General features: G+C 63.8%; 21 protein-coding genes and 2 pseudogenes. 9 read left to right on the forward strand and 14 right to left on the reverse strand.

What is annotated here, in order from left to right:
* Nucleotides 1–57 precede the first annotated feature (57 nt).
* The 3 genes from AC1D1G_RS05310 to AC1D1G_RS05320 form a co-directional block, all read right to left on the reverse strand.
* A complete protein-coding gene (locus AC1D1G_RS05310) occupies nucleotides 58–957 on the reverse strand; it encodes a crotonase/enoyl-CoA hydratase family protein (RefSeq protein WP_477951449.1) in 900 nt (299 codons plus the stop codon).
* Complete coding sequence (locus AC1D1G_RS05315) at nucleotides 954–1940, reverse strand: NAD(P)H-dependent flavin oxidoreductase (protein WP_283351122.1); 987 nt, start codon at nucleotides 1938–1940, stop codon at nucleotides 954–956. The genes AC1D1G_RS05310 and AC1D1G_RS05315 overlap by 4 nt, the downstream gene beginning before the upstream one ends.
* 82 nt (nucleotides 1941–2022) lie before the next feature.
* Nucleotides 2023–2922: an SMP-30/gluconolactonase/LRE family protein gene (locus tag AC1D1G_RS05320; RefSeq protein ID WP_283333067.1), complete on the reverse strand. Its 900-nt coding sequence runs from the start codon at nucleotides 2920–2922 to the stop codon at nucleotides 2023–2025.
* A gap of 260 nt (nucleotides 2923–3182) precedes the next feature.
* Between AC1D1G_RS05320 and AC1D1G_RS05325 the strand changes: the two genes are divergently transcribed.
* Nucleotides 3183–4829 (forward strand): long-chain fatty acid--CoA ligase, encoded by a 1647-nt coding sequence (locus AC1D1G_RS05325; RefSeq protein WP_283351121.1) that lies wholly within the window; start codon nucleotides 3183–3185, stop codon nucleotides 4827–4829.
* 174 nt (nucleotides 4830–5003) lie between these two features.
* A complete protein-coding gene (locus tag AC1D1G_RS05330) occupies nucleotides 5004–6746 on the forward strand; it encodes a sigma-54-dependent Fis family transcriptional regulator (protein ID WP_317569468.1) in 1743 nt (580 codons plus the stop codon).
* A gap of 40 nt (nucleotides 6747–6786) precedes the next feature.
* Here the strand turns inward: AC1D1G_RS05330 and nudC are convergent, their stop codons facing one another.
* The 3 genes from nudC to AC1D1G_RS05345 all read right to left on the reverse strand — a co-directional run bounded on the left by nudC (nucleotide 6787) and on the right by AC1D1G_RS05345 (nucleotide 8904).
* The gene (gene nudC, locus AC1D1G_RS05335) at nucleotides 6787–7713 is read right to left on the reverse strand and encodes an NAD(+) diphosphatase (protein ID WP_283351119.1); all 927 of its coding nucleotides are present in this window, start codon (nucleotides 7711–7713) and stop codon (nucleotides 6787–6789) included.
* A 73-nt stretch (nucleotides 7714–7786) separates the two neighbouring features.
* Complete coding sequence (locus AC1D1G_RS05340) at nucleotides 7787–8089, reverse strand: Dabb family protein (RefSeq protein ID WP_005568216.1); 303 nt, start codon at nucleotides 8087–8089, stop codon at nucleotides 7787–7789.
* 71 nt (nucleotides 8090–8160) lie between these two features.
* On the reverse strand, nucleotides 8161–8904 hold the full coding sequence (locus tag AC1D1G_RS05345) for an alpha/beta fold hydrolase (RefSeq protein ID WP_280779573.1): 744 nt from the start codon (nucleotides 8902–8904) through the stop codon (nucleotides 8161–8163).
* Nucleotides 8905–9130: 226 nt separating this feature from the next.
* On the opposite strand from AC1D1G_RS05345, the gene AC1D1G_RS05350 reads away from it, so the two are divergent.
* Complete coding sequence (locus tag AC1D1G_RS05350; protein ID WP_280779572.1) at nucleotides 9131–10063, forward strand: alpha/beta hydrolase; 933 nt, start codon at nucleotides 9131–9133, stop codon at nucleotides 10061–10063.
* A gap of 24 nt (nucleotides 10064–10087) precedes the next feature.
* Here AC1D1G_RS05350 and AC1D1G_RS05355 read toward each other — a convergent pair whose 3' ends face one another.
* Nucleotides 10088–10843, reverse strand: coding sequence for an IclR family transcriptional regulator (locus AC1D1G_RS05355; RefSeq protein WP_283333348.1), 756 nt, complete (start codon nucleotides 10841–10843; stop codon nucleotides 10088–10090).
* 211 nt (nucleotides 10844–11054) lie between these two features.
* Between AC1D1G_RS05355 and AC1D1G_RS05360 the strand changes: the two are divergent.
* From AC1D1G_RS05360 to AC1D1G_RS05370, 3 genes and pseudogenes are all read left to right on the forward strand, one after another.
* Nucleotides 11055–11596, forward strand: a pseudogene (locus tag AC1D1G_RS05360) (CoA transferase).
* A 14-nt stretch (nucleotides 11597–11610) separates the two neighbouring features.
* On the forward strand, nucleotides 11611–12756 hold the full coding sequence (locus AC1D1G_RS05365) for an acyl-CoA dehydrogenase family protein (RefSeq protein ID WP_283351118.1): 1146 nt from the start codon (nucleotides 11611–11613) through the stop codon (nucleotides 12754–12756).
* A complete protein-coding gene (locus tag AC1D1G_RS05370) occupies nucleotides 12756–13784 on the forward strand; it encodes an acyl-CoA dehydrogenase family protein (RefSeq protein ID WP_477951450.1) in 1029 nt (342 codons plus the stop codon). Before AC1D1G_RS05365 ends, AC1D1G_RS05370 begins: the two co-directional genes overlap by 1 nt.
* 111 nt (nucleotides 13785–13895) lie before the next feature.
* On the opposite strand, the gene AC1D1G_RS05375 is transcribed toward AC1D1G_RS05370, so the two are convergent.
* The 5 genes from AC1D1G_RS05375 to AC1D1G_RS05395 all read right to left on the reverse strand — a co-directional run bounded on the left by AC1D1G_RS05375 (nucleotide 13896) and on the right by AC1D1G_RS05395 (nucleotide 20293).
* The gene (locus AC1D1G_RS05375; RefSeq protein ID WP_283333076.1) at nucleotides 13896–14696 is read right to left on the reverse strand and encodes a crotonase/enoyl-CoA hydratase family protein; all 801 of its coding nucleotides are present in this window, start codon (nucleotides 14694–14696) and stop codon (nucleotides 13896–13898) included.
* Nucleotides 14697–14862: 166 nt separating this feature from the next.
* Nucleotides 14863–15804 carry an alpha/beta hydrolase gene (locus tag AC1D1G_RS05380; RefSeq protein WP_477951451.1) on the reverse strand — a complete coding sequence of 314 codons (942 nt, stop codon included), beginning with the start codon at nucleotides 15802–15804 and terminating at the stop codon, nucleotides 14863–14865.
* A gap of 9 nt (nucleotides 15805–15813) precedes the next feature.
* Entirely contained in the window at nucleotides 15814–17430 is a 1617-nt protein-coding gene (locus tag AC1D1G_RS05385; RefSeq protein ID WP_477951452.1) for a flavin-containing monooxygenase, read from the reverse strand.
* A 104-nt stretch (nucleotides 17431–17534) separates the two neighbouring features.
* Entirely contained in the window at nucleotides 17535–19007 is a 1473-nt protein-coding gene (locus AC1D1G_RS05390) for an aldehyde dehydrogenase family protein (protein WP_349307480.1), read from the reverse strand.
* A 1001-nt stretch (nucleotides 19008–20008) separates the two neighbouring features.
* Nucleotides 20009–20293, reverse strand: a complete 285-nt coding sequence (locus tag AC1D1G_RS05395; RefSeq protein WP_283351113.1) for a YciI family protein — start codon at nucleotides 20291–20293, stop codon at nucleotides 20009–20011.
* A gap of 707 nt (nucleotides 20294–21000) precedes the next feature.
* Between AC1D1G_RS05395 and AC1D1G_RS05400 the strand changes: the two are divergent.
* Both AC1D1G_RS05400 and AC1D1G_RS05405 read left to right on the forward strand, forming a co-directional pair.
* Nucleotides 21001–21114: pseudogene (locus AC1D1G_RS05400) on the forward strand (hypothetical protein); the annotation flags it as partial.
* A 234-nt stretch (nucleotides 21115–21348) separates the two neighbouring features.
* The gene (locus AC1D1G_RS05405; protein ID WP_283351112.1) at nucleotides 21349–23658 is read left to right on the forward strand and encodes a serine/threonine-protein kinase; all 2310 of its coding nucleotides are present in this window, start codon (nucleotides 21349–21351) and stop codon (nucleotides 23656–23658) included.
* Nucleotides 23659–23756: 98 nt separating this feature from the next.
* On the opposite strand, the gene AC1D1G_RS05410 is transcribed toward AC1D1G_RS05405, so the two are convergent.
* Complete coding sequence (locus AC1D1G_RS05410; protein ID WP_280779562.1) at nucleotides 23757–24383, reverse strand: TetR/AcrR family transcriptional regulator; 627 nt, start codon at nucleotides 24381–24383, stop codon at nucleotides 23757–23759.
* 141 nt (nucleotides 24384–24524) lie between these two features.
* Between AC1D1G_RS05410 and AC1D1G_RS05415 the strand changes: the two genes are divergently transcribed.
* A complete protein-coding gene (locus AC1D1G_RS05415) occupies nucleotides 24525–25757 on the forward strand; it encodes an oxygenase MpaB family protein (protein ID WP_283351111.1) in 1233 nt (410 codons plus the stop codon).
* Here the strand turns inward: AC1D1G_RS05415 and AC1D1G_RS05420 are convergent.
* Entirely contained in the window at nucleotides 25742–26248 is a 507-nt protein-coding gene (locus AC1D1G_RS05420) for a mycothiol transferase (RefSeq protein WP_283333083.1), read from the reverse strand. The two genes, AC1D1G_RS05415 and AC1D1G_RS05420, sit on opposite strands and share 16 nt — an antisense overlap.
* Between the last annotated feature and the right edge of the window lie 190 nt (nucleotides 26249–26438).

Genomic DNA, 26438 nt, shown 5'->3' on the forward strand with positions numbered 1-26438 from the left:
GACGAAAGGTGCTACCCGTATTCCGCGAGCGGCATCACAGCCTATGTCTCAGCGGCGCTACCGCTCTATCCAGTCGGTGTAGAAGTCAGAAAGGTCGGTGGATACGCGTCCCTTGAACTGGGGCTTCCTCTTCTCTCGGAATGCTTGGACACCTTCTTTTCCATCTCCGATACTGGTGTAGAACATCGCGAGTGAATCGATGCGGTGAGCTTCGGCGGGGTGATCGAGAAGCGCGTTGCGGTACGTCATCTGCCGGGCCAGGGCGGTCGCGACACGCGACCGATCGCGAGTGAAGCGATGTGCCAGTGCAACCGCCGCATCGACAAGTTCGTCCGGCGGGTGGACCGAGCGAACCAGGCCGATCTCGGCCGCGTCGGCCGCGTCGAGGATGTCGGCGGAGTACACGAGGTCGAGCGCGGTATCGAGTCCGACGATCCTCGTCAGGAACCAGGTCGAGGCTGCTTCGGGTGTGATCCCGAGGCGTCCGAAGACAAATCCGAGTCGTGCTGCTGTGGAAGCGAGTCGGGCATCCATGGACAAGGTCAGGGTGGCTCCGATGCCCACAGCGGGGCCGTTGACGGCGGCGATCACGGGTTTGAGGCAGTCGAACACCGCAAGTGTGACCCGACCACCGGTGTCGCGGACGCCGCGGGCAATGACCGGGTCCTGCAAGTCACCCATATCGTGGAGGGTCGGCTCCAACGTCTCGTCGAGGCCGAACACGTTGCCGTCGGTCGTGAGATCCATACCGGCGCAAAACGCGCGGCCCGAGCCGGTCACCACCACGGCGTTGACATCGTCGTCGTCATTGACGGCCCGGAAGAGGTGCTCGAGCTCATCAGCCATGGTGATGGTGAAGGCGTTGAGCGACTCCGGTCGATTCAGCGTCACGATCAGCACGCCGTCGCGCAGCTCGAGGGCGATCGTCTCGTACTCGGCATCCACGGTGCGGATCATCGGATGGCACCCGTAAGTTGGGGAAGTCTGTTCACGATCAGATCATGGGCTTGGTTGACCGTGCTGGTCACGATCTCCTCGCAGGTGAGGATCTCGTCGATCAGTCCCTGTGATTGCCCGGCCCACCACAAGCCGGCATCCACCTCACCGCCGGCCAGCACCTTCTGGCGACCGCGCACCCCGGAGGCCAGATCGGCGACGTCGTCGAATGTTGCGTTCGGAAGCGCGGAGATCTCGGAAATTCTCTCCGAGATGGAGTTGCGGGCGACGCGGGCGGTGTTGTTGAACTCTCGGAACACCAGTTGCGTGGATCGTTCGTCGTTGACGGTGATCTGGCGTTTGACGTTCTCGTGGACCGTCGCCTCTGTGCTGGCGACGAATCTGGTTCCCATGTTGATTGCGCTGGCCCCCAATGCCAGAGCCGCCGCCAGGCCGGCACCGTCGGCGAATCCGCCGCTGGCGATGACGGGAATCGACAATTTGCGGGTGGCGGCAGGGATCAGGACGAGACCGGGGACGTCGTCGTTTCCGGGATGGCCGGCACATTCGAACCCGTCGATGCTGACCGCGTCGACTCCAAGCTGCTCCGCCTTCAGCGCGTGGCGAACGGAGACGGCCTTGTGGATTACCTTGATGCCGGCGGCGGCGAAGGCGTGCAGATGGGGAGCGGGGTTGCTACCCGCCGTTTCGACGACGCCCACGCCGGAGTCGATGATGACAGCGCGGTAGTCCTCGTAGGGAACTGGTTTGAGGGTTGGCAGGATCGTCAGATTGACACCGAAGGGTCGGTCGGTCATGGACCGACATCTTGCGATCTCCTCGGCCAAGGCTTCGGGTGTCGGCTGGGAGAGAGCGGAGAGGAATCCGAGAGCACCCGCGTTTGCGACGGCGGCGATGAGGTCGGCAGTGCCGACCGCAGTCATGCCGCCACAGACGACGGGATGCTCCACGTCGAAGATCCGTGTGAAGGAGGTAGTGAACACCCCGGGGCTCCTTGGTCAGTTGAGATGTGAGATCAACGCCGAACCCGCTGCGGGAGACGGTTCCGCCGCGGGATCCGGAGGATCAGGGGCGTCCGGCGTGTGGTACGTCCACTTCGGTGGCGAGCATGCGCCCCAGCCGGGTTGCGGTGCGTTCGTTCTCGTCGAAATTCGGTGCGACGCACAAGAACAGGGTGCGCCCGTCGTCGCCGCCGAGCGCGACCGCGAACACCCCGTCGGGTGCGGTGCTGACCTCGTCGAGGATTTCGCCGCCCTTGGCGATCCGCACCGCTCGGTTGTTCCCGGCATCGGCAATCCACACGGCGCCTTCGGCGTCCAGGGTCAGACCGTCGGGCACGATCGTGGCGGCCTCGAGTCGTGCGCCGACGTCGGGCTCGGCACCGAGATCTCCGTAGCCGGCCCATTCGATTCGCTCGCCGAGCGTACCGTCCGGGTGGATGTCGAATGCCGAGATCCGATTGCCGAACAATTCGTTGACCAGCAGGGTTGAGCCATCGGGAGTGATGACCATGCCGTTGGGGAATGACAGTCCGTCGGCGACGATCGAGGCGCTTCCGTCGGTGTCGACGAGGACGACAGTGGTGTGCTCGTGTGGCGCCCCACCCATGAGGTCGAATCCGAAGTTGCCCACGTAGGCCCTTCCCTGGGCGTCCACGACCATGTCGTTGGCATGGCCACCGCATAGGTCGCGGATGTCGGCATGCTCGACGAGTGTGCCGTCCGACTCTTGACGCAGCACCTTGCGGTCCTTCATCGACACGATCAGCAGCCGCCCGTCCGGCAGCCAACCGAGCCCAGAGGGTTGGTGCGGGACCGTCGCGACAAGTTCGATGCTGCCGTCGGCGTTCACGGCATTCACGGTGTGGGTGTAGAAGTCCGCAAACCAGAGACGTCCGTCATGCCAGCGGGGGCCCTCGAGGTACGAGTAGCCATCGACAATGGTTCGCAGCGTGTATTCGGTCATGGTTGTGCCCCTTTAGATTTGGAGTCGTTTCGGGCTCGGCATTTCAAACCCGCGGTTTCCACCACTGTTGTCGGCTGAGTGATCAAACGAATGTCCGAAAATGCAACACCACGTTGGGGCAAGGGATGACTCGTTATAGGACACCGTGTGCCTGACGGGGGGTACAGGATCGGCCTATTACGTGGTCGCAGAGTTGGCATCCATCGAGGACCCGACTTGGAGCGATCTGATGAAAGGCGGTGGGACCGGTGGATGGGCTCATGATGAGTAGTCAATTGTCGGTGGCGAGGCTGCTGTGGCGCGCCGAGAACGTGAATGGCGCTCGGATCAACACGGCCTGGACTTCGGACGGGGTTCGCAGTTTCACGTACCGGGACCTGGTCTCCGACGTGAGGGATCTGGCCGGTGCGCTCGCATCGATCGGCGTGAAACGCGGGTCCCGAATCGCAACCATGGCGTGGAATACCCGTCAGCACCTGGCGGCCTACTTCGCGGTCCCAGCGCTCGGGGCCGTCCTGCACACGGTAAATCACCGCATGCCGGTCGAACACATGGCCTATACGATCAACCATGTTTCAGATGAGGTTCTGATCGTCGACGAGGATCTCCTCCCGTCGGTGGAGGCGATGCGTGGTCGGATTCCCACGGTTCGTCACCTCGTCGTGGTGGGCGAACCCGGTGCGATCGATGGCTTCGACCAGGTCATTCCCTATGATCAGTTCGTTTCACGTGCATCCACCCACGGGTCCTTCCAGGAGATCGACGAAAACACTGCGGCGTCGATCTGCTTCACCTCGGGCACGACCGGGTTGCCCAAGGGCGTCGTCTACAGCCACCGGAGCATCGTGCTCCACGCCATGGCGATCAGCACCAAGGGCGGAGTCGAGATCGACGCGGAGCGGGCCTACCTGCTCGCCACCCAGATGTCGCACGTCAACGGCTGGGGTGTCCCCTACGCGGCGGCGCTCCAGGGCGCACGTCTGGTGCTGCCCGGACCGCACCCCACACCCGAGCGGTTCCTGGACTTGATCCATGGCGAACGGCCCGACACCTTCGTCGGCTCGCCGACGGTCGCCGCCCTCATGCGCGACGAGCACCTACGCCGTAACTGTGGCTACGACCTCTCGGAGCTGAAGACGATGTGGCTCGGCGGGCAGGTGCCGCCGGTCGCGCTGGCGCGGTGGTGGGCTGAGCAAGGCGCCCGCGTCGTAAATGGATGGGGAATGACCGAGACATCTCCGATGGGCACGTTCTCCCCCGGCGGCTCGATGCAGGGCAGGCCACTGCCGTTGTTCGAGCTCCGCGTCGTAGACGAATCCGGGTCACCACACGACTGGGATGGTCAGACCGTCGGCGAACTGGAAGTACGTTCGCCGTGGGTCGCCCGGGAATACCTGGACGATCCCCGAACGCCGGACAGCTTTCGAGACGGCTGGCTGCGCACCGGCGATGTGGCGACCGTTCACCCAGACGCCGGCCTGCAGATCAAAGACCGTGAAAAGGACCTCGTCAAGAGCGGCGGGGAATGGATTTCCTCGGTGGACCTCGAGAATGCGCTCATGCTTCATCCTGCTGTCTCGGAGGCCGCCGTCATCGCCGTGCCGGACGACACATGGCAGGAACGCCCCCTCGCGTGGCTCCGGCTGGACGCCGACGTGACCGACGAGGAGCTCCGGACGTTCCTGGCGACAACCCTCCCCCGGTTCTGGCTGCCCGATCGTTTCGTGAGAGTCGATGAGATCCCCAAGACTGCAATGGGCAAGATCGACAAAGCCGACATCAGACGACAGCATCGGGAAACCACAGGTCAGCCCACATCGACGGACCAGGCGAGCACCATCTCCGATGGTGGCGATCACAGCGTTGCAGTCATCCCCACCAGGTCCGGGACAGCGAGCGGGCTGTAGCAAAACGGGACACACCCAAAGATGTGAGCCAGGTTACATTGAAAGGAGGGTCAGCTCGGAAAATCCCCTGACCAGTGATGTAAGGTGGTTATGAGTATCAACAAGGCGGGCCGCGAGCCATTGAACGAACGTGAACGATTCTGGACATCAGCGCCATCACGAGAGAGCCAGGAGTTGAGCACCCTCCGACCCGAGATCGAGGCGTCATGGCGGCGGTGTGAAGTTATCGGCGTCTCGTCCGGCGATGGCGACCTTCCCTACACGCCGGACGTGGATCGTGACAGCCGGTTGAGGAGAGCCGCCGATCCCGTGATCGACAACCTCGTCCTACACCTGCAGGACGCGCCCGCGACCATCCTGCTGGCCGATTCCGCCGCTCAGATCGTCGACCGCAGGGCGGGCGACGCAGGGTTGCGAGCGCGTTTGGACCGCGCCTACGTGGCACCCGGTTTCCGCTATGCCGAGGAGGACACCGGCACCAACGGGATCGGCACCGCGTTGGAGGAGCGACGACCGTTCCAAGTCAGCGGTGGTGAGCACTTCCGTGAGGCGCTGCAGAGCCTGGCGTGCGTCGGTGTTCCTATCATCCATCCGATCACCCGCACCGTGGAGGGGATCCTCGACATCACCTCCAACCTGTCGGACTCCAACGCGCTGATGGGTGCCCTGGCGCAATCAGCCGTGCGCGAAATTCAGTCGCGCCTCTACGCCGAGTCCTCCGATCGCGAGCAACTGCTTCTCCAGTCCTTCCTGCAGGCCTCTCGACGTGGCTCCTCTGCAGTGGTGTCCTTGAATCAAGATGTCATCATGACCACTCCGATGGCCGCGCGGATCGTCGACACGTCCGACCAGGCGCTCTTGTGGGATTGGGCATGCCGAATGCTGGCCGGCCGCGACGAGTTCATCGGGGACGTCAGACTCGCCGACAACGTCACGGTTTCCGCAACTGCACGTAGAGTCGGAGACTCCCGAACGCCGGCGGGCATCGTCATCGAGATGCGGCCACATCCCCGCGATACGAAGAAGTCGCCCGCCCGTCAATTGGCGTCGGCCTCCTCCGTCGAAAGGCGCACGGAGACTGTCAAGATTCCCGGCCGCAGTTTGGCGACGAAGCGACTGCAGACCGAACTCGAGCGACTCGCCGCGATCGACGCACCTGTGCTCGTCACCGGAGAACCCGGCGCCGGCAAGTTCTTTGCCGCGAGCGCCCTCCACCGGATGCAGGATGCCGACGGCCATTTCACCGTGTTCGACGCTGGTACCGCCTCCGTCGACCCCGACGCGTGGATTGCCGGACTGGTCAATTGGAACAAGGTCGACGGAGCCCTCATCATCCGGCATCTCGATCTCCTGCCGGAACAACTGGTCTCCAACGTCTGCGCGATCCTCAGCGAGGCCGTCGACAATCGCGCTCACATCATTGCCACCGCCGGCGAAGGGATCCGTCAAGGCCCCGCCGGGCGACTGTGCGATCACTTCATGCGCCGCATAGAGATCGATCCACTGCGACATCGGTCCGAAGATATCGCCGACATCAGTGTCGCCCTACTACGTAAGCACTCCCCGGACCGCAACGGCCTGCGACTGCAACCCACTGCTCTGCAACTGCTGGTCGCGCGGGACTGGCCGGGAAACGTCAGAGAGCTCGAATCGGTTCTGGCGTCCTCGCTCCTGCGGTCGATGGGCTCCGACATCGGAGTGCAGCATCTGCCCGACGGATACCGCGACGGTGATCTACGCCGCCGAAATGCCTCGACCTCACTCGAATTGGCGGAGCGTGACGCGTTGCTCAGGGCACTCGTCGAGACCGACGGCAACAAACTACTGGCTGCGCAACGCCTGGGGGTAGCTCGCTCCACCCTCTACCGCAAAATGCGCGCCCTGGGAATCGACGGAAGCCGGTTCCTTCCGCAGTAGTGCCAGTCGATGACGGAACCGTGCCGATCGAGACAGAGCGTCAATCACCGGCTCGCGCCCAGGCCTCGAGCATGCGCCTCGCAATCGAGACTGCGCCGGGCAACAACACGTGCGCATCCGCCGAGCTCGTCCAATCCCCTACAGCCAGAGCCTCCCGTACCTCCGCGCGGGTGCACCAGAGAGCTTCGCCGATCTCGCCATCCATGAAGACGAGCTCTTCTCGGGGATCGGCCGTGGCATGGAATCCGAGCATGAGGGAGCGCGGGAAGGGCCAGGGCTGACTTCCGACGTAGACCACGTCGGAGACGACGAGACCAACCTCCTCCGCAACTTCCCGTGCCACACAGCTTTCCAGAGACTCACCCGCCTCGACGAAGCCCGCCAGCGTCGAGAAGTTCCGTGCCGGCCAGTTCGCCTGACGTGCCAGCAGTACTCGGTCCGCCCCGTCGTGCACCAGACAAATGATCGCGGGATCGGTACGCGGATATTCCTCCCGGCCGCACGCCGTGCACACGCGCATCCAACCACCCGAGGTGATCGTTGTCGACGCCCCATCCCGCGCGCAGAAATGGGCGTCGTCCTGCCACGTCAGCAATGCCAACGCTGTGACATACCGGTCGGCGTCAGCAGCATCGAGGAGTGCTCCGTGTGAGCGCAGGTCACCGAGCTCGACCTCGGTTCCCGCAGAGGAATTGTCAGCGAGGAACTCGTCCCGCACCCCCCACTCGTGAACCGTGCCACAGACGCCGAGCAGCACGGCGCGCGCGGGAGGCTCGGAGTAGAGGTCGGCGGCCGGTTCCAGCATCAGTTGTCTGTCGACAAGCCGGACCTGACCGCGACCGTTCACGCGAAGTATTCGGGCATCCGGCCACGCCTCTACCCACGCAGCCGCATCGTCACGGACCGAGACGGGACGGCTCAGGGCACCACGTGACGGGGCCTGCCCGGTGTGTTCGACACTCACCACTGGATCACAACTTTCGGAAACGAGCGACACTGTCGACCGGACCGCCGTTCGACGAACGACGGTCCGGTCGCGCCTATCGCGAGGCGAATTCGATCTGAACGGACGAATACGATTCGGCCATCACCGAGATGAATTCCTGGACGAGGCGCACATGATCGGGATGTGCCAGGTATGTGCGAAAGTCGGGAACGTCTTCGAAGGTCGCGGAGATTGCGTAGTCGCCGCTGCCGGGCTTGAGGGCCAGATCCCTTCCGTAACGGTATTCCACGACCTCCGGAATCTTCTCCGAGACTGCGCTCAGAGCTTCGTGAAAGGACTCAATGTGCTCGTCACTGATGTCCTGCTTCCATTTGAATGTCACAACGTGATTCAACATGGTGAGAATCCTCCCTGGATTCGTGATTCGAACGTGGCATGGTCGGAACCCGGATTGCGTTCCCGGTCAGATCAGTACAGAGATTGCTCCGACAACGCCACCGTCTCCGGAGCGTTCTCCACCATGGGGTAGTGCCCGGCTTTGCCGTGAACGGTCTTCAGGTTCCCGTTCTTCAAGGCCGCCAACGTGTCCCCGAGGTACTCGGCGGTGACGAACGGGTCGCTCTCACCCACGATCAGGGTGGTAGGCCCTTCGTAGGTGCCCATCCGGTCGAGGAAGTCGGGACTGGTCCAGTTCTTCAGGTAGGACTCCCAGGTTGCCTGGTCCATCGTCGAGCGGTTGCGGTCGACGAGATTCTTCAGATCTGTCTCGTCGATGTGCGGTGCCAGTGCGCCACGGATGGCTGCACCCGGGTCTGCCCAGGCCCCGGCGAAGGAACCGTAGGTCGCTTCGTCGAGAGGGGTACCTGCCGGGGAGACGGGCGTCAGGGCGACGACCGAGGTCACGCGTTCAGGTGCGAGGGTCGCCACCCGAAGCGCTGTGGTGCCCCCCATCGAATGTCCGAGAACGGAAAAGGTCGACCATCCGAGCTGATCGGCGGCGTCGAGGGCGACCGCGGCCATCCCGTCGATTCCGTCGGCCGGTGCTTCGGGCCGGTTGACCCCGTATCCCGGAAAGTCGAGGTACGCGTAGGTGAAGCGGGACTGATCCGTCCGGGCTCGGGCGGTAAGCCATACGCTGCTGTCCAGCGCCCAGCCGTGCAACACCAGGATCCGATGGTCACCGCTTCCTTCGATCGCTGCAATCGCGTTCACTGCCGTTCCTCTCTGTCGGCGACGCTGAAATTCCAGCCGTCTGTTGATCACTCCGAATCAAACTAGAACCGCAGGGCGTCGGTGTGTCCGATTGTGAAACACACGCCTGTGACACCGGGGCGCGGGTGCGTGTGTGATTTTCGGACACTCCCCGCGCCGAACGCACCCATAGTGTGGCTCCACCTGTCGGCTGAACAGACTTGCTCATGACATGAAGGAGAACACCATGGCACTCGATCCTGCGGTCAAGAATTTGATAGACACTTTGAACGAGCAGGGACTGAAGTCGTTCGAGCAGATGAGCATTGCTGAAGTCCGTGGGGTCGTCGAGTCCTTCAGCGACCTCCAGGCACCGAACGCGGACGTCGCTCGTGTCGTCGACACGGTCTACCCCGGCCCCGGTGGCGACCAGGCAGTGCGTCTCTACATCCCGGAGTCCGAAACACCTCTGCCGATCGTGGTGTACATCCACGGCGGTGGCTGGGTCGCCGGCAGCCTCGACGTCACCGAGCAGCCATGTCGCGCGCTCGCCGCCGATGCGAAAGTCATCGTGGCTGCACTGAGTTACCGGCTGGCTCCCGAGCACAAGTTTCCTGCCGCACCCGAAGATGCGTTCGCCGCACTGAACTGGGTCGTCGAGCACGCAGCCGACTTCGGTGGCGACGGCACGCGCGTAGCCGTCATGGGTGACAGCGCCGGAGGCAACCTGGCCGCGGTCACAGCCCTCCGGGCACGCGACACCGGCGCCCCGGCACTGCGCGCTCAGGTATTGATCTATCCGGTCATCGACGGCACGGCACGATTCCCGTCGCGCGAGGAGAACGCCGAGGGGTACTTGGTCACCACGGCAGCCATCGACTGGTTCTGGGAGCAGTACCTGGCCACCCCGGAAGACGCCGAGAATCCGTACGCCTCCCCGGCCAAGGCCGCGGATCTGTCGGGGCTTCCCTCCACCCTGTTGTTGCTCAACGAATACGAGGTCACTCGGGACGAGGGCGTGGACTACGGCCGGAGGTTGGCCGACCAGGGCGTCCCCGTGCAGGTCGAATTGTATGAAGGCCTTGTCCACGCCGTGTACTGGATGACCGGTGCCATTCCGCGCAGCGCTGAACTGCACGGCGCCGTCGTCGAATTCCTCGGCAAGCAGTTCGCCGGCTGACCACGGTGCCCCGGGTCGGCTGCATTACGGTCGTACGCTGCGATCGGACCAACTCCGGGCACCTTGCTCCAAGAGTGCGACCAGCCTGTCGCGCTCCTTCGTGATCACGGTGTGTGGTGCGATGACACCGACGGCGGCGACGGTCTTGCCGTTCTCACGAACCGCGACCGAGACACCGTCGCCGTCGGTCGACTCGTTGGGGGAGGCGCAGATTCCGGTCTGTTCGATCTCCGGTAGGGCAGCGAAGAACCGCTCGACAGTGTCGCGATCCTCGTCGGGCAGAGTCTGGATGTACGCCCAGAGGTCACGCTTCTCCATCCCGGCAAGCAGTATCCAGCCGCCGGAGGTACGGATGAGCGATCGCCTCACGTAGTTCTCGGCGAGGTACGCGAACCGTGGGTCGGAAGAGCAGTAGTCGACGTAGAAGATGTTCGGACCGACGGCGATCGACAGCACGGTCGTCAAGCCGGAACTCGCGTGGACGTCTTCGAGGTCGGCGTGCGTGACCGTCGAGACGGGCTGCCGCCCAGCGAGGCGGTTGAGTAGATACGGGGCACTGCCGAGCGAGTACCGTCGCTCGTGCTCCTCGAGATAACCCGTCGCAACGAGGCCGTTGACGAGACCTTGCGTCGAACTGATCGGCGCGTCAAGCTCTTTGGCCATCCCACTCAAGGTGAGTCCGGTGTGGGATCGGGCTACGAGCTCGAGAATCGCAGCAATGCGGTCCACGGTTCGATGGCGACTGCGGCCTCGAACATTGGGGGCGTCATCTGGTTGCATCACGGCACATTCTCCCTACGGGCACTGCTCCATCCGAGCGGTCACCACCACTCTATCTTACTTATATATGTAATTCACACCCTTATTGCGGAAATCTGTTGAGACTGACATAGTCCATGAAGTGCTTCCTGTCGCAGCGAAAGAGGTTTCAGTGAAACTCACACCCGGCGCTCTTCACGGTCTGCGCGTCATCGATTTGACGACCGTGATCATGGGCCCCTTCGCCACCGCAACCCTCGCCGACATGGGCGCAGACGTCATCAAGGTCGAGAGTCTCGACGGTGACATGAGCCGAGATGTAGGTGCCCGCCGCCATGACGGTATGAGCGCTCTGACACTCAACCTTCAGCGCAACAGCGCAGCATCGCGATCGACCTCGCCTCCGCGGAGGGCCGCGAGATCCTCGACGATCTGGTGCGCAACGCGGATGTGTTGGTGACGAATCTATGGCCGCGCTCCCGGCAGAAATTGGGCATCACCTACGAGCGACTCTCGGAGGTCAATCCGGGACTGATCCTCTGCACCGCACAGGCGTACGGCTCCGAGACCGCCTTCCGGGACTACCCCGCCTATGACGACATCGTGCAAGCCGCGTCCGGCGCCGCGAAACTCGCGGAACTCATCGACGGAGAACCTCGTTATGCCCCATACGTCATCGCCGACAAGGTCGTCGGACTCTCCGCCGACCGCGTCCATGCGCTGGCCGATGCATCCGTCGTGACGGCGACGTCGCCTCAGGCCACCTCCTCCTGAATGGAAGAACCATCATGACCAACCTCAGATTGGTGCCCCCGGTCTCCAGTGACCCACACGCCATGGACGACTTGCGGACCGAAGTCCGTGAGTTTCTTGCCGAGCAACTCAGTGAAGGCAAGATCGGCCGACAGGTCGACTCCTGGTTGACTGGCTGGGACGAAGACTTCACACGTGCATTGGCCGCCCGCGGATGGCTCGGCATGACCGTGCCGGCCGAGTACGGCGGCCATGGTCGCCGCCACCTCGAACGGTTCGTCGTCACCGAAGAGTTGCTCGCCGCCGGCGCCCCCGTCGCCGCCCACTGGATCGCCGACCGGCAGATCGTCCCGTCGCTGCTGAAGTACGGCACCGAGGTCCAGAAGCACAAGTTCTTGCCGGCGATCACGCGCGGAGAATGCTATTTCGGTATCGGTATGAGCGAGCCGGATTCCGGGTCCGACTTGGCCAGTGTGCGCACAAAGGCCACCCGAGTGGACGGAGGGTGGTCCATTACCGGAGTCAAGGTCTGGACCTCCGGTGCTCATCGCGCTGACGCATTCATCTGCCTTGCCCGCACCGCCCAACTCGATCCGGCACATCGACACGATGGCCTCAGCCAGTTCATCGTCGATCTGCACGCCCCCGGAGTCGACATCCGGCCGATCGTGTCGATGAACGGGCAGCACCACTTCAACGAGGTCCTCCTCGACCAGGTCCTTGTCGAGGACGAGATGGTCTTCGGCACCATCGACAACGGGTGGCAGCAGGTCACCTCGGAGCTCAGCTTCGAACGCAGCGGCCCGGAGCGATTCCTGTCGACGTTCGTCCTGCTCGCGAAGACCGCCGAACAGATGAAGCAGGGAACCTTGCCGCGGCATTCGAATCTGGGCCGGTATTTCGGACGGATCGCCGGTCTGCACCAGATGTCGACCGCAGTGGCGGGCGCACTCGAGCGCCACGAGCCCGCCGACACCGCCGCAGCCGTGGTGAAGGTCCTCGGGACGTCCACCGAAGGCGACATAGCCGACTTTGCCGACCTCCTCACCGATGAATCTTCGACTACTGGTTACGCCTCGATGCTCGAGGACGCCATCGTCCAACGCCCAGGATTTACTCTGCGGGGCGGCACCAACGAAGTTCTGCGCGGCGTGATCGCGCGGGGATTGGGGATGCGCTGATGCACGCACCAACCACGGTCGACGCGGACCTCACCGACATGATGTCCGCGGTCTTTTCCGCCCACCGGGAACGGAACGGGCCCGAGAACGGTATGGCCACGTGCGATCCCTCCCTGTGGGCACAACTCGACGAACTGGGTCTTGTCCGGCTGACCGGCCGCGAAGAGACCGGCGGCAGCGGCGCAGGCTGGTACGAGGCCGCGGAACTCGTGCGCGCCGCGGCATCGCACGGGGTCCGGGTTCCTCTCGCCGAACACGACCTGCTCGCCGGTTGGCTTCTCGAAGAGGCCGGCCTACCGATGGACGATGCGCGCCTCACCGCATGCGTACTCGACGAGAAAGGCGTCGCCCGCGGCGTGCCGTGGGCGACCCAGGCAGACAAGATCGTCACGGTCTGGCGGAAGAACGACACGTACGTCGTCGCCGACCTCGAGTCAACCTTCTTCGACATCACCTCCGGGTCCAACCTCGCCGACGAACCCCGCGACGTCGTTTCCGCTGACACGATCGCATTGTCGGGCACCGCAGTGTCGGACTCGGTGATCCGACAACTCTTTCTGCGGGGCGCCCTCATCCGAGCGCTGCAGGTGTGTGCCGCCCTCGACCGCATCCTCGATCTCTCCGTCGCCCACACCACCGAACGAGTGCAATTCGGACGCCCACTGGCCAKGTTCCAATCCGTGCAGAACCTGGTGGCTGACATGGCAGCAGAAGCTTCCCTCGCCCGAACAGCGACCGAAGCAGCACTGACGGAAGCGGTCCGCACACAGTGGTCGAGTGAGAACCTCGAACTCCTCATTGCCGTCGCCCGGTCGTGTGCTGGACACGCGGCATCGGTCGTCGTCCGTAACGCACACCAGGTACACGGTGCGATCGGCACCACCCGCGAGCACAGGCTGCACGAATTCACCCAACCCGCCCTGGCGTGGCGCTCGGAATTCGGATCCGTCCACTACTGGGACGACACCTTGACTACCGCCGCTCTCGAAGCAGGTTGCGAGAATATCTGGGGCCTCATCACCCGCTGAAGTGCCCAGGCGTCACCAGAAGGGGCACCAGTTTCGCGAGCAGACCTGAAAGAAGAACTCCGTGGAAGCATCCAATTCGCATCCACGGAGTTCTTCGGTTTCTCGGGAACGTCACTCGCCGGTGAAGGCGGCAGTTCTCTTCTCCATGAAGGCGTTGACTGCCTCCGTGTGATCGGTCGTCTGCTGAACCAGCGCCTGCATGGCAGCGGACAATTCGAGGAGACTGTCGAGGCTTTGGTGCTGTCCCTCGCGGAGGAGCCTCTTGGCCATCCGTACCGAATGTGGCGGATTGGCGGCCACCCGGCCGGCGAGCGCGCGAGCTTCGTCGAGCAGCTTCTCCGGCGCAACGACACTGGAGACCAATCCCCACTCGAGTGCCTTGATCGCGTCGACACGGTCGCCCGTCAAGATCATCTCTGCTGCCCGCGCCATCCCGACGGCCTTGGGCAGCAGCCACGCGCCACCGTCACCCGGGATGATTCCGAGCTTGACGAAGCTCTCCGCAAAGAATGCCTTTTCACTGGCAATGCGGAGGTCGCACATGAGGGCGAAGTCGCATCCGGCACCGATGGCAGGGCCGTTCACTGCTGCGATGAGAGGCACGTCGCAGTTGTACATGATCCGCGGAATCCGTTGTATCCCAGCTCTGTAGCCATCCCGTTGTTCGTGAGGCTTCCCCCCGAACAATCCGCGACGATTCGCCATGTCCTTGACGTTGCCGCCGGCGGAAAACGTCGATCCGGCACCGGTGACGATGACAGCTCGCACACCGTAGTCGGCGTTGACGGCCTCGACGCAGGCGACCAATGCGTCGACCACCTCCATCCCGGAAATAGGATTGCTCTGCGCGGGTAAATTAATCGTCCATGTCTCGATGAACCCGTCGCGTTGGACGAGGACTGGACTATCCATGGGTGTATCTCCCTTATCTTCACTGCGGATCGATCGTTCAACTGATACCCGACCGGCACGCGAACGAACTCGTCGGCGGCGGTCCAGACAGACCGCCGTCGACGAGCACGTTCACCTCTTGCCGCCGAGAGCCTTCGCGTTCATACGCACGCGGCGCGGGCGCAGTTCAGGCGAGGCCCAACTTGGGTCGCAGCCACTGGGCAATCCGGCTCAACGCTTGATCCGCCTCGGGTGCCCGTCCCGCGTTGAAGTGAAATACATGCTGTTGCTCATCGACCACGTCGAGCACGACCTCGCCGCTCACCTTCTCGATCAAGTCGGCCAACCGACGTGAGTCGTCCAGCAGCGTCTCGAAGCCTCCGACCGATACGTACACCGGAGGGAAGTCGGTGTAGTCGTTGAGCAGTGGGTTCGCGCGCGGGTCCGTTGCATTTGCGGGTTCGGAGAGGAACATCTCCCGCATCATTTCCAGAACCGCCCTCTTGGCCAATACGTCGACCGCGTCGTTCGATTCGACCGTCAACCCCTTGATCTCCATGTCGAGCCAAGGCGAAAGCGTGACGACGGCAGCAGGAGTGGGTAGTTCCACGCTCGCGAGTTCGAATGCTGTCGAGATCGCGAGATTCGCACCCGCCGAGTCGCCGACAGTCGCCGTGTTCTCCGCCTTGTAACCTTGCGTGCGAAGCCACTTGTGGACGGCCATGCAGTCTTCGAGTTGGGCCGGGTGCTTGTGCTCCGGTGCGAGCCGGTAGTCCACGATCAGGGCGTGAACACCCGCCAGTTTGGCGAGGTGTGCTGCGAGCTTGCGGTGTGAGAACCGTGAACCTGTCACGAACCCACCACCGTGGGTGAAGACAATCACGCGGTCCTCGGCGGCCCCCAAAGGCTTGGCCCATGTTGCCGGCACACCGTTGGCTGTCACTTCCTCATAGGTGACGCCGATGGGTTCGATGGTCGGAAGATGCCACTCTTCGAACATATCTCGCTGACTGGCGAGGTCCATTCCTTCGGACCGGGTAAGCCACGAAGCGTACAGCTCGTTGAGGAACAGGGATTCTTTGCTCACGGACATGTTTTGCTCACTTTCATCACTACTCGAGGGAGGCAAATTGACTGCTCAGGAAAGCGTGAAGCCCTTGTATCCCGCACACACGGTCTCGTCCCACTTGGCCAGGTAAAGGGGAAGACCACCGGGGTAGTTCAGCAACTGCCGCGGCTTACCCGGGACGTTGGCACCCATGTACCAGGAGTCGGCTTTGTCATAGAGCGCCTCGGCCGTCAGCTCGGCGACGTGATCGGACCAGGCAGCATCCGCGTCCGCCTCGGACTCGATGCGGTTCAATCCGTTGTCCCGCATGTAGTCGATGGTGTCCACGATGAGGTCACCTTGGATCTCGGCGCAGCTTGGCCCGTTGCAGAAGCCCGACGGACTCAGCGGTCCGTAGAGGAACAGCAGGTTGGGGAATCCTGCCGTTGCGACCCCGAGGTTTGCCCGCACACCGTTCGACCACTTGTCCCGGAGCAACGTACCGTCGGTGCCGCGAATGTCGATGGCGGTCAGTCCACCGGTGACGGCGTCGAAGCCCGTTGCATAGACGATGATGTCGAACTCGTGCTCTTCCGATGTGGTCTTCAGCCCGGTGGGCGTGATCGTCTCGATCGGGTCCTCGTGCAGATCGACGAGGCGCACGTTGTCCTGGTTGAAGATGTCGTAGTACGTCTGCTCCAGCGACGGACGCTTCACGCCGAAGGGGTACGCCTTCTTCATCGGCGCCAGCTTCTCGGCGATGACCGGGTCCTTGATCCGGGCACGCGTCCGGTCACGCCAGAACTCGTAGGCCGTGTCGTTTGCCTCATCGTCGACGAAGACGTCTTGGTACGTTCCGAGCCAGAACTCGAAACCGTACTCCCACAATCGCTCATAAGTGGTGGTTCGCTCCTCGTCGCTCACCTGGAGGGCTGACTTGGGAATGAAATCGAAGTCGAAGCCGGAGAATGACGCCGAACGACGACTGAATCTGTCCGCCAGATCGGACTTGATCTTCGCGTTGTCCTCGTCGGTGAGCTGGCGCTGTCGCATCGGGAGCGCCTGAACGGGGGTGCGCTGGAAGACGGTCAGCTGTGCGGCTTCCTTCGACGCCTCCTGAGCGACCTGCACGCCGCTGGCGCCGGTACCGATGATGGCGATTCGCTTTCCTGCGAAATCGATTCCGCCTTCAGGCCACAGACCGGTGTGGTGGCTGATCCCTGCGAAGCTGTCCATTCCCGGGAGCTTCGGAAAGATCGGCTTTGCCGCGAATCCGGTGCACAGAACGAAGTACTTGCAGACGAAAGCGCTTCCGTTCTCCGCGGTCACGGTCCAGGTGTTCGCCGTCTCGTCGAACTCGGCGGAAGCGACTCGGGTGTTGTAGTAGATGTCCTTGCTCAGATCGAGCTTCGCGTCGACGTACTTGAAGTAGCGGCGCAGTTCGTCACCTCCGGGGTAGAGCTCGGAGAATGCGAATTCATCCCAAAGGTCGGGGCGCGTGAACTGGTAGATCGGACCTTCGCTGTCCACTCGGGCACCCGGGTAGCGGTTCCAGTGCCAGATTCCGCCCAGACCCTCACCCGCCTCGACTACTTTCACCGAATAGCCTCGACTCCGCAGATTTTCGAGCTGGTACAGCCCGGCGAATCCGGCTCCTACAACGAGAACGTCGAGTACTTCGGTCACGGCTGGTGCGGCATTGCTCATGTTGGCCTCCTCTTGATGTCAAGGGCTACTTGGGGTTTGTCGATTCCGCTCTGTGTCGCAGAAAGTGACGAACTGATTGCGGGAAAGCTCGTCCGGTGCAGCTTCTAGGTCCAGCGGACATACGCAGTCTTGGTGGTTGTGAAGAAAGTACGTGCGGCCTTGCCCTGTTCTCTACTCATGCTGCTCGAGCCTTTGAGGCCACCGAACGGCACATGTGGCTCGACACTGCTCGTCTCGCGATTGACATGCACCAACCCCGATTGTGTGCGCCGGATGAAGGTCATCGCCGTCGCGATGTCTCTGGTGAACACTCCAGAGGACAGGCCGTAGTCCGTGTCGTTCGCGGCCTTCAGCGCACCGTCGAATCCATCGACCTCCTGCACGGTCACGACTGGCCCGAAGATCTCGTCCCTGACGAGCCTGCTCTCCTCCGATACTCCGGCCAGGACTGTTGGTGCGATATAGCAAGTGTCGGAATCGAACTCCCTTCCCGTAAGGAACTCGGCGTTCTCGTCGCGGGCGAGTCGCAGGTATCCGACCACCGTGTCACGTTGCTCCACCGAGGCAAGGGGCCCGATGTCGGTGGCTTCGTCGTACGGATCACCGACGACGAGCGCGTCAGCGTGCTTCACCAGCAGTTCTCGTAGTCTGGGAGCGACGGCGCGGTCCACGTAGACCCGGCTCGTCGCTGTGCAGCGTTGTCCCGTGTGGAGCATCGCGCTCTTCACGATCTGTTGCGCTGCATCCTCGACATCGGCGTCGGCGAGAACAATGGACGGGTTCTTGCCACCCAGCTCGAGCTGGACCTTCACGTTGCGATCGGCGACGGCCTGACGCAGTCGCGACCCGACTGCACCCGAACCGGTGAACGTCAAGGCTGCGAGTCGCGCGTTCCCGGTGAGTGCCCCCGAAAGCTTTCTACCGCTGCCCGTCACCAGATTGAGGACCCCCGCGGGCAACCCGGCTTCTGCGAGGATCCGCGTCAGAAACACTGCGGATCCGCAGGCCGGTTCTGCAGGCTTCCACACAACTGTGTTCCCGAAACCTATTGCCGCCGCGATTTTCCATGCCGGAAGCGCGAAGGGGAAGTTCCACGGTGTGATTGCACAAACGACGCCGAGCGGCTCCTCCACCGTCATCAGCATCGTGTGTGAATCAGCACTGGGGTATGTCTCTCCACTGGGCTGCAGGATCTCACCGGCGTAGTAGCGGAGAATGGCGACACTTCGCAGGACCTCGGCGCGTGCGTCGCGGATCGCCTTCCCCATGTCCGCGGTGATCGTCAGGGCAGCGTCGTGAACGCGGATTTCCAAAAGGTCAGCGGCAGAACGAAGAAAGTCCGACCGCTGAATCGCTGTTGTCTCGGACCACGCTGGTTGAGCACTGCCGGCGGCCGCATAGGCAGCCTCGACATTGCGGGGAGTCGCCGAAGCGTAGATTCCCGTCACGCGGCGGAGATCGGAGGGATCTACCCGCTCGTAAGTGTCGGTGGCAGCGCTCCATCGGCCTGCGATATACAGCGTTCTCCCGTCAGCGATCGATGACGGCAATGCTGGGTGGTCCACGTTTACGGACATCTTTGTTCCCCGATCTATATAGGCGCAGAATTGGTTTGGAAGTTCACCATCCGGCGCGGAGTTGAATCGCCTGATCAGCCGTCCGTGCTGCGCGGCAGGCGTGCCAGTACGAAACCATTCTCGGCAGTTCTGCAGTCGAAAGGAATTGGAAATTCGCTTCCTTGTCCTCAAATGTCCTGCACTCAGCGCGTTTTGAAGACTCACAGGCATCAGACTCGCTGCTGCCTGACGCTTCGGCCGGCTCGTGCCGAGCGGGAAGATGCACGACAAACGTAGCGGGATCGAAGTGGTGGGCGGCATAGATGGTCGATCCTGGCGGCATACCCGCGCCCCCTTACAACCTTGCGCAACATATTCTTGGGGACGCACGCGCGCCAATCTGTCTTGACCGCAGAGACTTCGAAACTGGACTTCACAAGCAGGCATGCCCGTCACCGCAGTTCCGACGTCGTTGTCAAGCGAGAAGGGTGCGGGTTGGCAGCGGTCACCTTCGCTGGAGCTACAGCACAAGTCGGGAGCGTAGGTTGAGCCACAGAGAGATCAACCGTCATAGACGGAGAGGTGACTTTACTGCCGCGGCTTGAAACTCACTGTTCGCAGTTGAACGCAATCGTGCTTGTGTGGACCAAACATCGCAGATTCAGGCCTTGGACCGGACCACGCCGACCCAGTCGATGCGGATCGGCTCGGGAGGGAAGCACACTCACGACTACGCCCGACACCGCACCTTCACCCTGTTCTCCGCCACGGACATCGCCACTCGGCATCATGGATGAAGCTTGTGGAGGTGTTGGTTCGGAATGAGAACGGCAGGCCGTCCACCGCGGACCTTCGGCTCCGTGAAGGAGCTGACCACCAAGATCCGCGCCTTCATCAACGGATGTAACACCCGCTGCGCGCCGTTCGTCTGGACCAACACCGCCGACCAGGTACCTACCGAAGGAAAACCGTGAAGATACCTCGACACCGAGCCACCAGGGTATGAGCGTGCCCCACTGTCACTAGATGCCGACGAGAGGGCCTATGACTGGATTCCATTGGTAAATGCGCTGCTCTACGACGACACCCTGCTTGACGTAAGGATCCTCCGCAAGCAAGGAACGCAAAGCGTCTTCGCTGGCCGCCTGGAATACCAGTAGGGCTCCGGCGCCGTCGGCCCAGGCGCCGGCCTCCTGCAGCATGCCTCGGGCAGCGGCATCCTTGACGAAAATCAGGTGTTCGGCATGCGCAGCCTCTTTGACAGAGGCATCGGTGGTATACGACCAGATCACAGCAAACAAGGCCATGGTCACTCCTCGAGTGGGGGAAAGAAACGGTTCCGAACATGCACACGGATTGCGCACCTGAGAAGGTTAGAAGTACGGATGAGGTGACTCGTGTCCTACTTCGCAACACTGGCTGCCCATTGAAGATGATGATTCATGAAACGGAATCGGATCTGACCGGCGTGTCGCAAACCCGCGAAGGCGGCCATCGCATGACTCTTCGAGAGACCTACCGACTCACTCCAGGAAGGACAACGCGATGGTGCTCGTAGGCGTTGACGGCGGCTTCTGCCTTTGCGCCATTCGTAGCCGTCGCGACAGTAGGCGACCCAGCCCACGGAGATAGCGGTCCGGGACGCCGTAAGACCAGTCCCCATTCTCCTCGCCCAGCGGCGGCCGTACTCGACCGGCTCCGCCACGGCGACCTCATCAACACCGTCCAGCCAGACACCGCGGTGACTGTCACCGCACACGTCCAGCCATAGACGGTGTGGTGTCCGTCGGCGGCGCACCTGGTGTTCGGTCCCAGGAGTGGTTGGAAATTGCTTCCCAACCATTCACCTGGGCCGTTCGTCGCCATCGCCTGGTGCGCCGCGGTACGACTTCTTCACCGACACCCATACCTATGCGCCTCGAGCGCGACACCGCCTCGGCCAATGCCGCAGCGGACCGTATCCAGTCGTCCCTTGCCCGTGCCGTCAAGTCGGGACGACTCGACGGCAATGCCGCCGGAGGACGACACCGCCATCGCGCTGTCCGAGGACACCGCCGCCCGCTACGAGGCGTACGGCTGGCACGTGCAGATCGTCGAGGGCGGCGAGGTCCCGGCCGTGAAGAAGGCCGCGACCTTCCCGCCGGCTGGGCCGACGTCGTGATTACCTGCCCGTTCAGTTCGTGGAGGTACCAAGGACCACATCATTGCCCGCCATAGGTGAACACCCCTCGCACTGGTTCCGGCCCCGCCGGGAGCGCGTGACGGCCTGCTGTTCCGTACCCTTCGCGCACCGTCAGGAATACCCTGGCAAGTACGCCCCCATGCACCTCCCGGAATCTGCAACGCCCGGAATCGGACCGCCATGAACGATCGCCCGCCGAGTGATTCGACGGTCGCGTCTGGGCCGCCCACCGAACTGGGTCAGGACACCCAGCTGCCGCCGTCGACAACGTCGGGCGCCGAATCGGTGTTCGTCGTGGAAAGCGGCGTCGAACGCCTGGTCGCGGATTGGGAGTCGTCCGGTTCACCGGCCGAGCTCACCGAGTATCTCCCCGACACGGCCGCGATCAGGCGGGCCGCGCTGATCGAGCTGATCAAGGTGGACCTCGAGTACCGGTGGCTGCGGTCGGGCCACCCGAAGCGTATCGCCGACTATTGCCTCGAGTTCCCGGAACTGCTCGCCGAACCTCTGCCACCGGAACTCGTCTACCTGGAGTACCGGGTCCGCCGTCAAAGTGGCGCCGACGTGGATTCCGCCGAGTACGTCACCGAATACCCGCAGCAGGCGGCCCGGTTCGAGACCCTCCTCGAACACGACCGCCGCATGGACCGGCGGACCATCACTGCGGAACTCGGCCCGGGCGACGACCTCGACGTCGGTGAACGCCTCGACGATTTCGACCTGATGATGGAACTGGGTCACGGCGCGTTCGCGCGGGTGTTCCTCGCCCGGCAGCGTTCGATGCAGCGTTGGGTGGCGCTGAAGATTTCCCGCAACATCGGCAACGAGCCGCAGACACTCGCGCAGCTCGACCACCCGTACATCGTCCGCGTCTACGACCAGCGGGTGCTGGAGGACCGCCGGCTGCGGGTGCTGTTCATGGAATACGTGCCCGGCGGCACGCTCCTCGACGTGGTGCGGCTGGTCCGCAAGACCCCGCCGGAGCAGCGATCCGGACAGCTGCTGCTCGATTCGGTCGACCGGATCCTCGCGGAGAGAGGCGAGATCAAGCCGGAGTATTCGAGTGTGCGGGACGAGATCGCGGCACTGTCGTGGCCGGAGACGGTCGCGTGGATCGGGTTGCGATTGGCCGACGCGCTCGACTACGCCGAGGAGCACGGCGTCCTGCACCGAGACATCAAACCGGCGAACGTGCTGCTGGGGCTCGAAGGCATCCCCAAGCTGGCCGACTTCAACGTCAGTTCGAGCGACAGCGTCGAGAATCGCGGCGCCGGCGGATTCATCGGCGGCTCCGTCGCCTACATGTCGCCCGAACAGCTCGAGGTGATCGACCCGTCCATCCACCGGACCGCGTCCGACCTCGACACCCGCAGCGACATCTTCGCGTTGGGCGTGATGCTGTGGGAACTGCTGACCGGGGCACGGCCGTTCCCGGACGACGACGGAACCACGTCACCGCCGTCGCCTCGGGTCCTTCTCGAGTCCCGACGCCGGGGAGTGGACCCGGAACGATCCGCGCTTCCCGAGGACTGTCCCGCCGCGCTGCGGCGCATCCTGGTGAAGTCGCTCGCACCCGACCGGGACGATCGGTGGTCGAGTGGCCGGAAGCTGACACGGCAGTTCGCGCTGTGCCTCGACCCGCACGCCCGCGATCTCGTCGACCCCGCGCCGGGAAGCGTGCGGTCCACGATGTGGCGGTGGGCGCTTCCCATCGTGATCGCCGCCGTCGGCATCCCGAACCTGCTGGCAGCCGGATACAACTACTACTACAACAAGGTGCTGATCATCGCGACGCTGCCAATCGAGGCGCAGGAGGATCTCGAATTCGTGCACCTGGTGATCGGCGGGATCGCGTTCCCGCTGGGCGCAGTGCTCATCGTCTACTGGTGTCGACTCGCGCTCACGGTGCCGCGCGGTCTCCGCAACGGCAGAACCTACAGTTCCGAGGTGCTGGAGAAGGCGCGCGCCACGACGCTCGGGCTCGGCCACCGCGCGGTCGTGGTCAGCTTCGGGCTGTGGGTCGTCGCCGGTGTCGCCTACCCGGTCGCCCTGGAGATCACCGCCGGCGGGATTCCGTTGCGCGCATACACGCAACTCCTCGCGTCCCTCGCCGTGTGCGGGGCTGTCGCGCTCGCCTACCCGTTCTTCATCCTCACGTTCTACGCGGTGCGATGCCTCTGCCCGATCCTGCTGTCGCACGGCGAGTTGCGCGGAAACGACGGACGCAACATCCGGGCCCTCGGCCGGAGCATGCCGCGGTACCTCGCCGTCGCCGCGGCCGTCCCGTTGATCGGGGTCGCCGGGCTCAGCTTCGTCGGCGGAAGCACCGGCGACGCCGTGAACGCGACGGTGCGCGCGCTGTGTCTGGGCGGCATCTTCGCCTTCATCGCCGTGTATCAATTGTTCCGGCGGATCGAAAGCGATCTGCGTGCGCTCGAGAGGGTCGTGTGGCTGGAGGTGCCGGGGTCGCCGACCAGGCGGCGGCGGTAGGAGCGGCCGTCGCAAAAAAGAAGGCCCCTGGCGCTGCCGGGTCGGGGTCCGACAGCGCCATGGGCTCACTGTGTATTTCTCTCGAAGCCCCCTCGGCGTTACACCCCGCGTTTCGCGCGCCCGGCGAGGCCGCCCATCGTCATGTCGTAGAGGACGGTGGCCAGCTCGTTTCGCCGCTCGCGGAGGTCGCGGCGGAGATATTCGAGGCTCACCTCGCGGTAGCTGACGGTGAGCACCAGGAGCAGGGCTTCGAGGTCGACATCCGGACCGATCGCCGACGGATTCAACGTCACATACGTACGCAACAGGTCGCGGCACCGTTCCTCGATCCGGACCGAACGGTGCGCGGTGAGGGCAAGGTGCGGGGCGTCGTTGAGCAGCGAACCGAGGATGTCACGATACCTGTCCAGGACGGCGAGGAGCTGGGACTGCAGCGCCGCGTCCTTCAGGAACGTGCCCTTCGCGACGGCTTGCTCGAGTTGCGTCCCGAACGTGGCGGTGGTTTCTTCCATGATCTTGTCGATCAGGACCTCGATGATTTCGTCCTTGTTCGCGAAGTACTGGTACACCGACCCCTTCGAGATGCCGGCGGCCTCCGCGATGGCGTTCGTGCTGCAGCCGGTGTAACCCTTGGCCCGCAAAACCTGACCAGTTGCCGACAAGATGCGCGCGACCGTCTCCTGCGACCGCTGCTGGGAGGGGTCTTTCCGCTGGCCAGTGCCCATTCGCTGAACCCTCCCGGTCTGCCTCACAATGCGACTTGTACCCGTCCGATTCGGTGGGGTGAACTGTAACTCACAGCCCCGCGAGCCGGGGCTGAGGCACAAAGACGCCCCCTTCTCGACTACCGAATCGAGTGCACCGCAATGACAGAAACCCAGTCCCGGGAGTCGGCGCCCGGCTTCTCCGACTTCACGCCGCCGCGGCGGTTCGACATGGACTCGGAGTGGGGTCGCCGCTCGATGCGGACGCTGTCGCGGTTCGTGCACGGCGACCCGACGCCCACCCCGGCGGAGCGGGAACTCCACGCCCGGGCGGTGGTCGGTCAGGACGAGATCGGTGCCGCTCTGGCGCGGGCCGTCCTCGTCGACAAGACCGTGATGATGGCCCAGTACTCCCGGGCACTCTCCGACGGCATCGGCAGCGTGCCCGACGCCGCGCAACCGCTGGTCGCGTTCTTCGACGCAGTGGACCGTCGGCCGTCGTGGGTCGACGACCGCCGCCTCGAGCACGGGGCCGCCGTCTGCCTGCGCAGCGGCATGACCGGACTCGACCTGCTCGCGACCGGTTCCCTCATGAACGGCTACCGCAGCGCCGCCACCTCCCGCCAACTCGTGGCCACCGGCAGGCTCGTCGGGGACGGCGCCGGTCAGCGCGTGGCCGAGACCGTGCGGTGGTGGTACGAGTGCGTCCTGCCCGGTGGCATGGACCGCGACCGCCGGGGCTGGCAGTTGTCCGTGCACGTCCGGTTGATGCACGCGTTCGTGAACCTGACCCTGCTGCAGGACGAGAACTGGGACGTGTCCGACTGGGGCATGCCGATCAACCAGTCGGATCAGGCCGGGACGCTCGCCCTCTTCTCGACGACATTCCTCGTCGGACTCCGGTCGCTGGGGGTGTGGGTCTCCGCCGACGAGGGCCGCGACGTCATGCATCTGTGGCGGTACATCGGCTGGCTGATGGGCATCGACGAGCACTGGCTGGTCGACGACGAGAACACCGGACGCCGCAACATGTGCCAGATCGGGATGTTCGCTCCCGGTCCCGACGACAACTCCAGGGTGCTGGCCGACTCACTGCAGAAGTCGTGGGCCACCTTCCACTACCCGCATGCAGAGTCCCTGCGACGCCGGCTCAACCGCCAGCGTCTGCTCAGCATCCAGCGGTTGTTCTCCGGCAAGCGCGGCATGCAGGAACTCGGATTGCCGGTCGTGCCCGCCTGGTTCGTTCCGCTGGCACTGGCGGGGAACGGGACGCTGCACGGTGCAGCCAGAGTGAGTCCGGCGGTCCGTGACCGCGTCGGCCGACGCTCCCGGCGACGAGTCGAGGCGTGGCTCGCCGCCAACGAGACGTCGTCGCGGGCTCAGCGGCGCTCGTAGATGCCGCGGACGTACGCCGCCTGCCCGGCATGCTGAAGATCGTCGGAGACGACGCTGATCAACCGGACACCGAGAGTGACTGGCGGATCCCAATTCTCGTCGACGATCCGGTCGAGGTCGTCCGGGCCGATCGACTGGACGTAATCGACGGTGCGGTCGTGCACGGCATCGTGATACTCCCGCAGGAGGCCGGCGCCGGTCCGAACCTTCGCCACCTCGTCCGCGGAATGCCCGTAACCGATGTCGGCAACCGGGAACGGGAGGTCGAGGCGCTCCACCCACCCGCCGGAGGTCCACACCTGCGCGGTGCCCGCGACACCGGCGACGTGGTCGTCCTGCACTCGCGTCAGATGCCAGATCAGCCAGGCGATCGTGTTCGCCTTCGCGTCCACCCGAAACGTCAGGGCGTCGGCGGGGAGATCGGCCAGCGTGGAATGCACGGTCTCCTGAATGCGATCGAAGGCGTCGGTCAACAGCGCGCTATGGTCCACGATCTTCCTTTCGTCGTGTTCACATCACGTTCCACTATGACCCCCCTCGGGCTCACAGAACGGCACGACATGTCCCCGGCACCCCGGGCGGCCGCTGACCACCACGGCGGCCGGGCTACGCCGGTGACGATCCGAACCGCCGAGCCTCACGGGTGGGCGGAGGTGTGAGGGTGTCGGCTGTGGTCGGTTT

The organism is Rhodococcus sp. P3_B8 (assembly GCF_056402775.1).

Excerpts from the sequence above, each read along its gene's own strand:
- AC1D1G_RS05310 (WP_477951449.1), bottom strand. The coding sequence starts at position 957 with ATGATCCGCACCGTGGATGCCGAGTACGAGACGATCGCCCTCGAGCTG.
- AC1D1G_RS05320 (WP_283333067.1), bottom strand. The coding sequence starts at position 2,922 with ATGACCGAATACACGCTGCGAACCATTGTCGATGGCTACTCGTACCTC.
- AC1D1G_RS05325 (WP_283351121.1), top strand. The coding sequence starts at position 3,183 with ATGATGAGTAGTCAATTGTCGGTGGCGAGGCTGCTGTGGCGCGCCGAG.
- AC1D1G_RS05340 (WP_005568216.1), bottom strand. The coding sequence starts at position 8,089 with ATGTTGAATCACGTTGTGACATTCAAATGGAAGCAGGACATCAGTGAC.
- AC1D1G_RS05350 (WP_280779572.1), top strand. The coding sequence starts at position 9,131 with ATGGCACTCGATCCTGCGGTCAAGAATTTGATAGACACTTTGAACGAG.
- AC1D1G_RS05355 (WP_283333348.1), bottom strand. The coding sequence starts at position 10,843 with ATGCAACCAGATGACGCCCCCAATGTTCGAGGCCGCAGTCGCCATCGA.
- AC1D1G_RS05365 (WP_283351118.1), top strand. The coding sequence starts at position 11,611 with ATGACCAACCTCAGATTGGTGCCCCCGGTCTCCAGTGACCCACACGCC.
- AC1D1G_RS05375 (WP_283333076.1), bottom strand. The coding sequence starts at position 14,696 with ATGGATAGTCCAGTCCTCGTCCAACGCGACGGGTTCATCGAGACATGG.
- AC1D1G_RS05385 (WP_477951452.1), bottom strand. The coding sequence starts at position 17,430 with ATGAGCAATGCCGCACCAGCCGTGACCGAAGTACTCGACGTTCTCGTT.
- AC1D1G_RS05390 (WP_349307480.1), bottom strand. The coding sequence starts at position 19,007 with ATGTCCGTAAACGTGGACCACCCAGCATTGCCGTCATCGATCGCTGAC.
- AC1D1G_RS05395 (WP_283351113.1), bottom strand. The coding sequence starts at position 20,293 with ATGGCCTTGTTTGCTGTGATCTGGTCGTATACCACCGATGCCTCTGTC.
- AC1D1G_RS05405 (WP_283351112.1), top strand. The coding sequence starts at position 21,349 with ATGAACGATCGCCCGCCGAGTGATTCGACGGTCGCGTCTGGGCCGCCC.
- AC1D1G_RS05410 (WP_280779562.1), bottom strand. The coding sequence starts at position 24,383 with ATGGGCACTGGCCAGCGGAAAGACCCCTCCCAGCAGCGGTCGCAGGAG.
- AC1D1G_RS05415 (WP_283351111.1), top strand. The coding sequence starts at position 24,525 with ATGACAGAAACCCAGTCCCGGGAGTCGGCGCCCGGCTTCTCCGACTTC.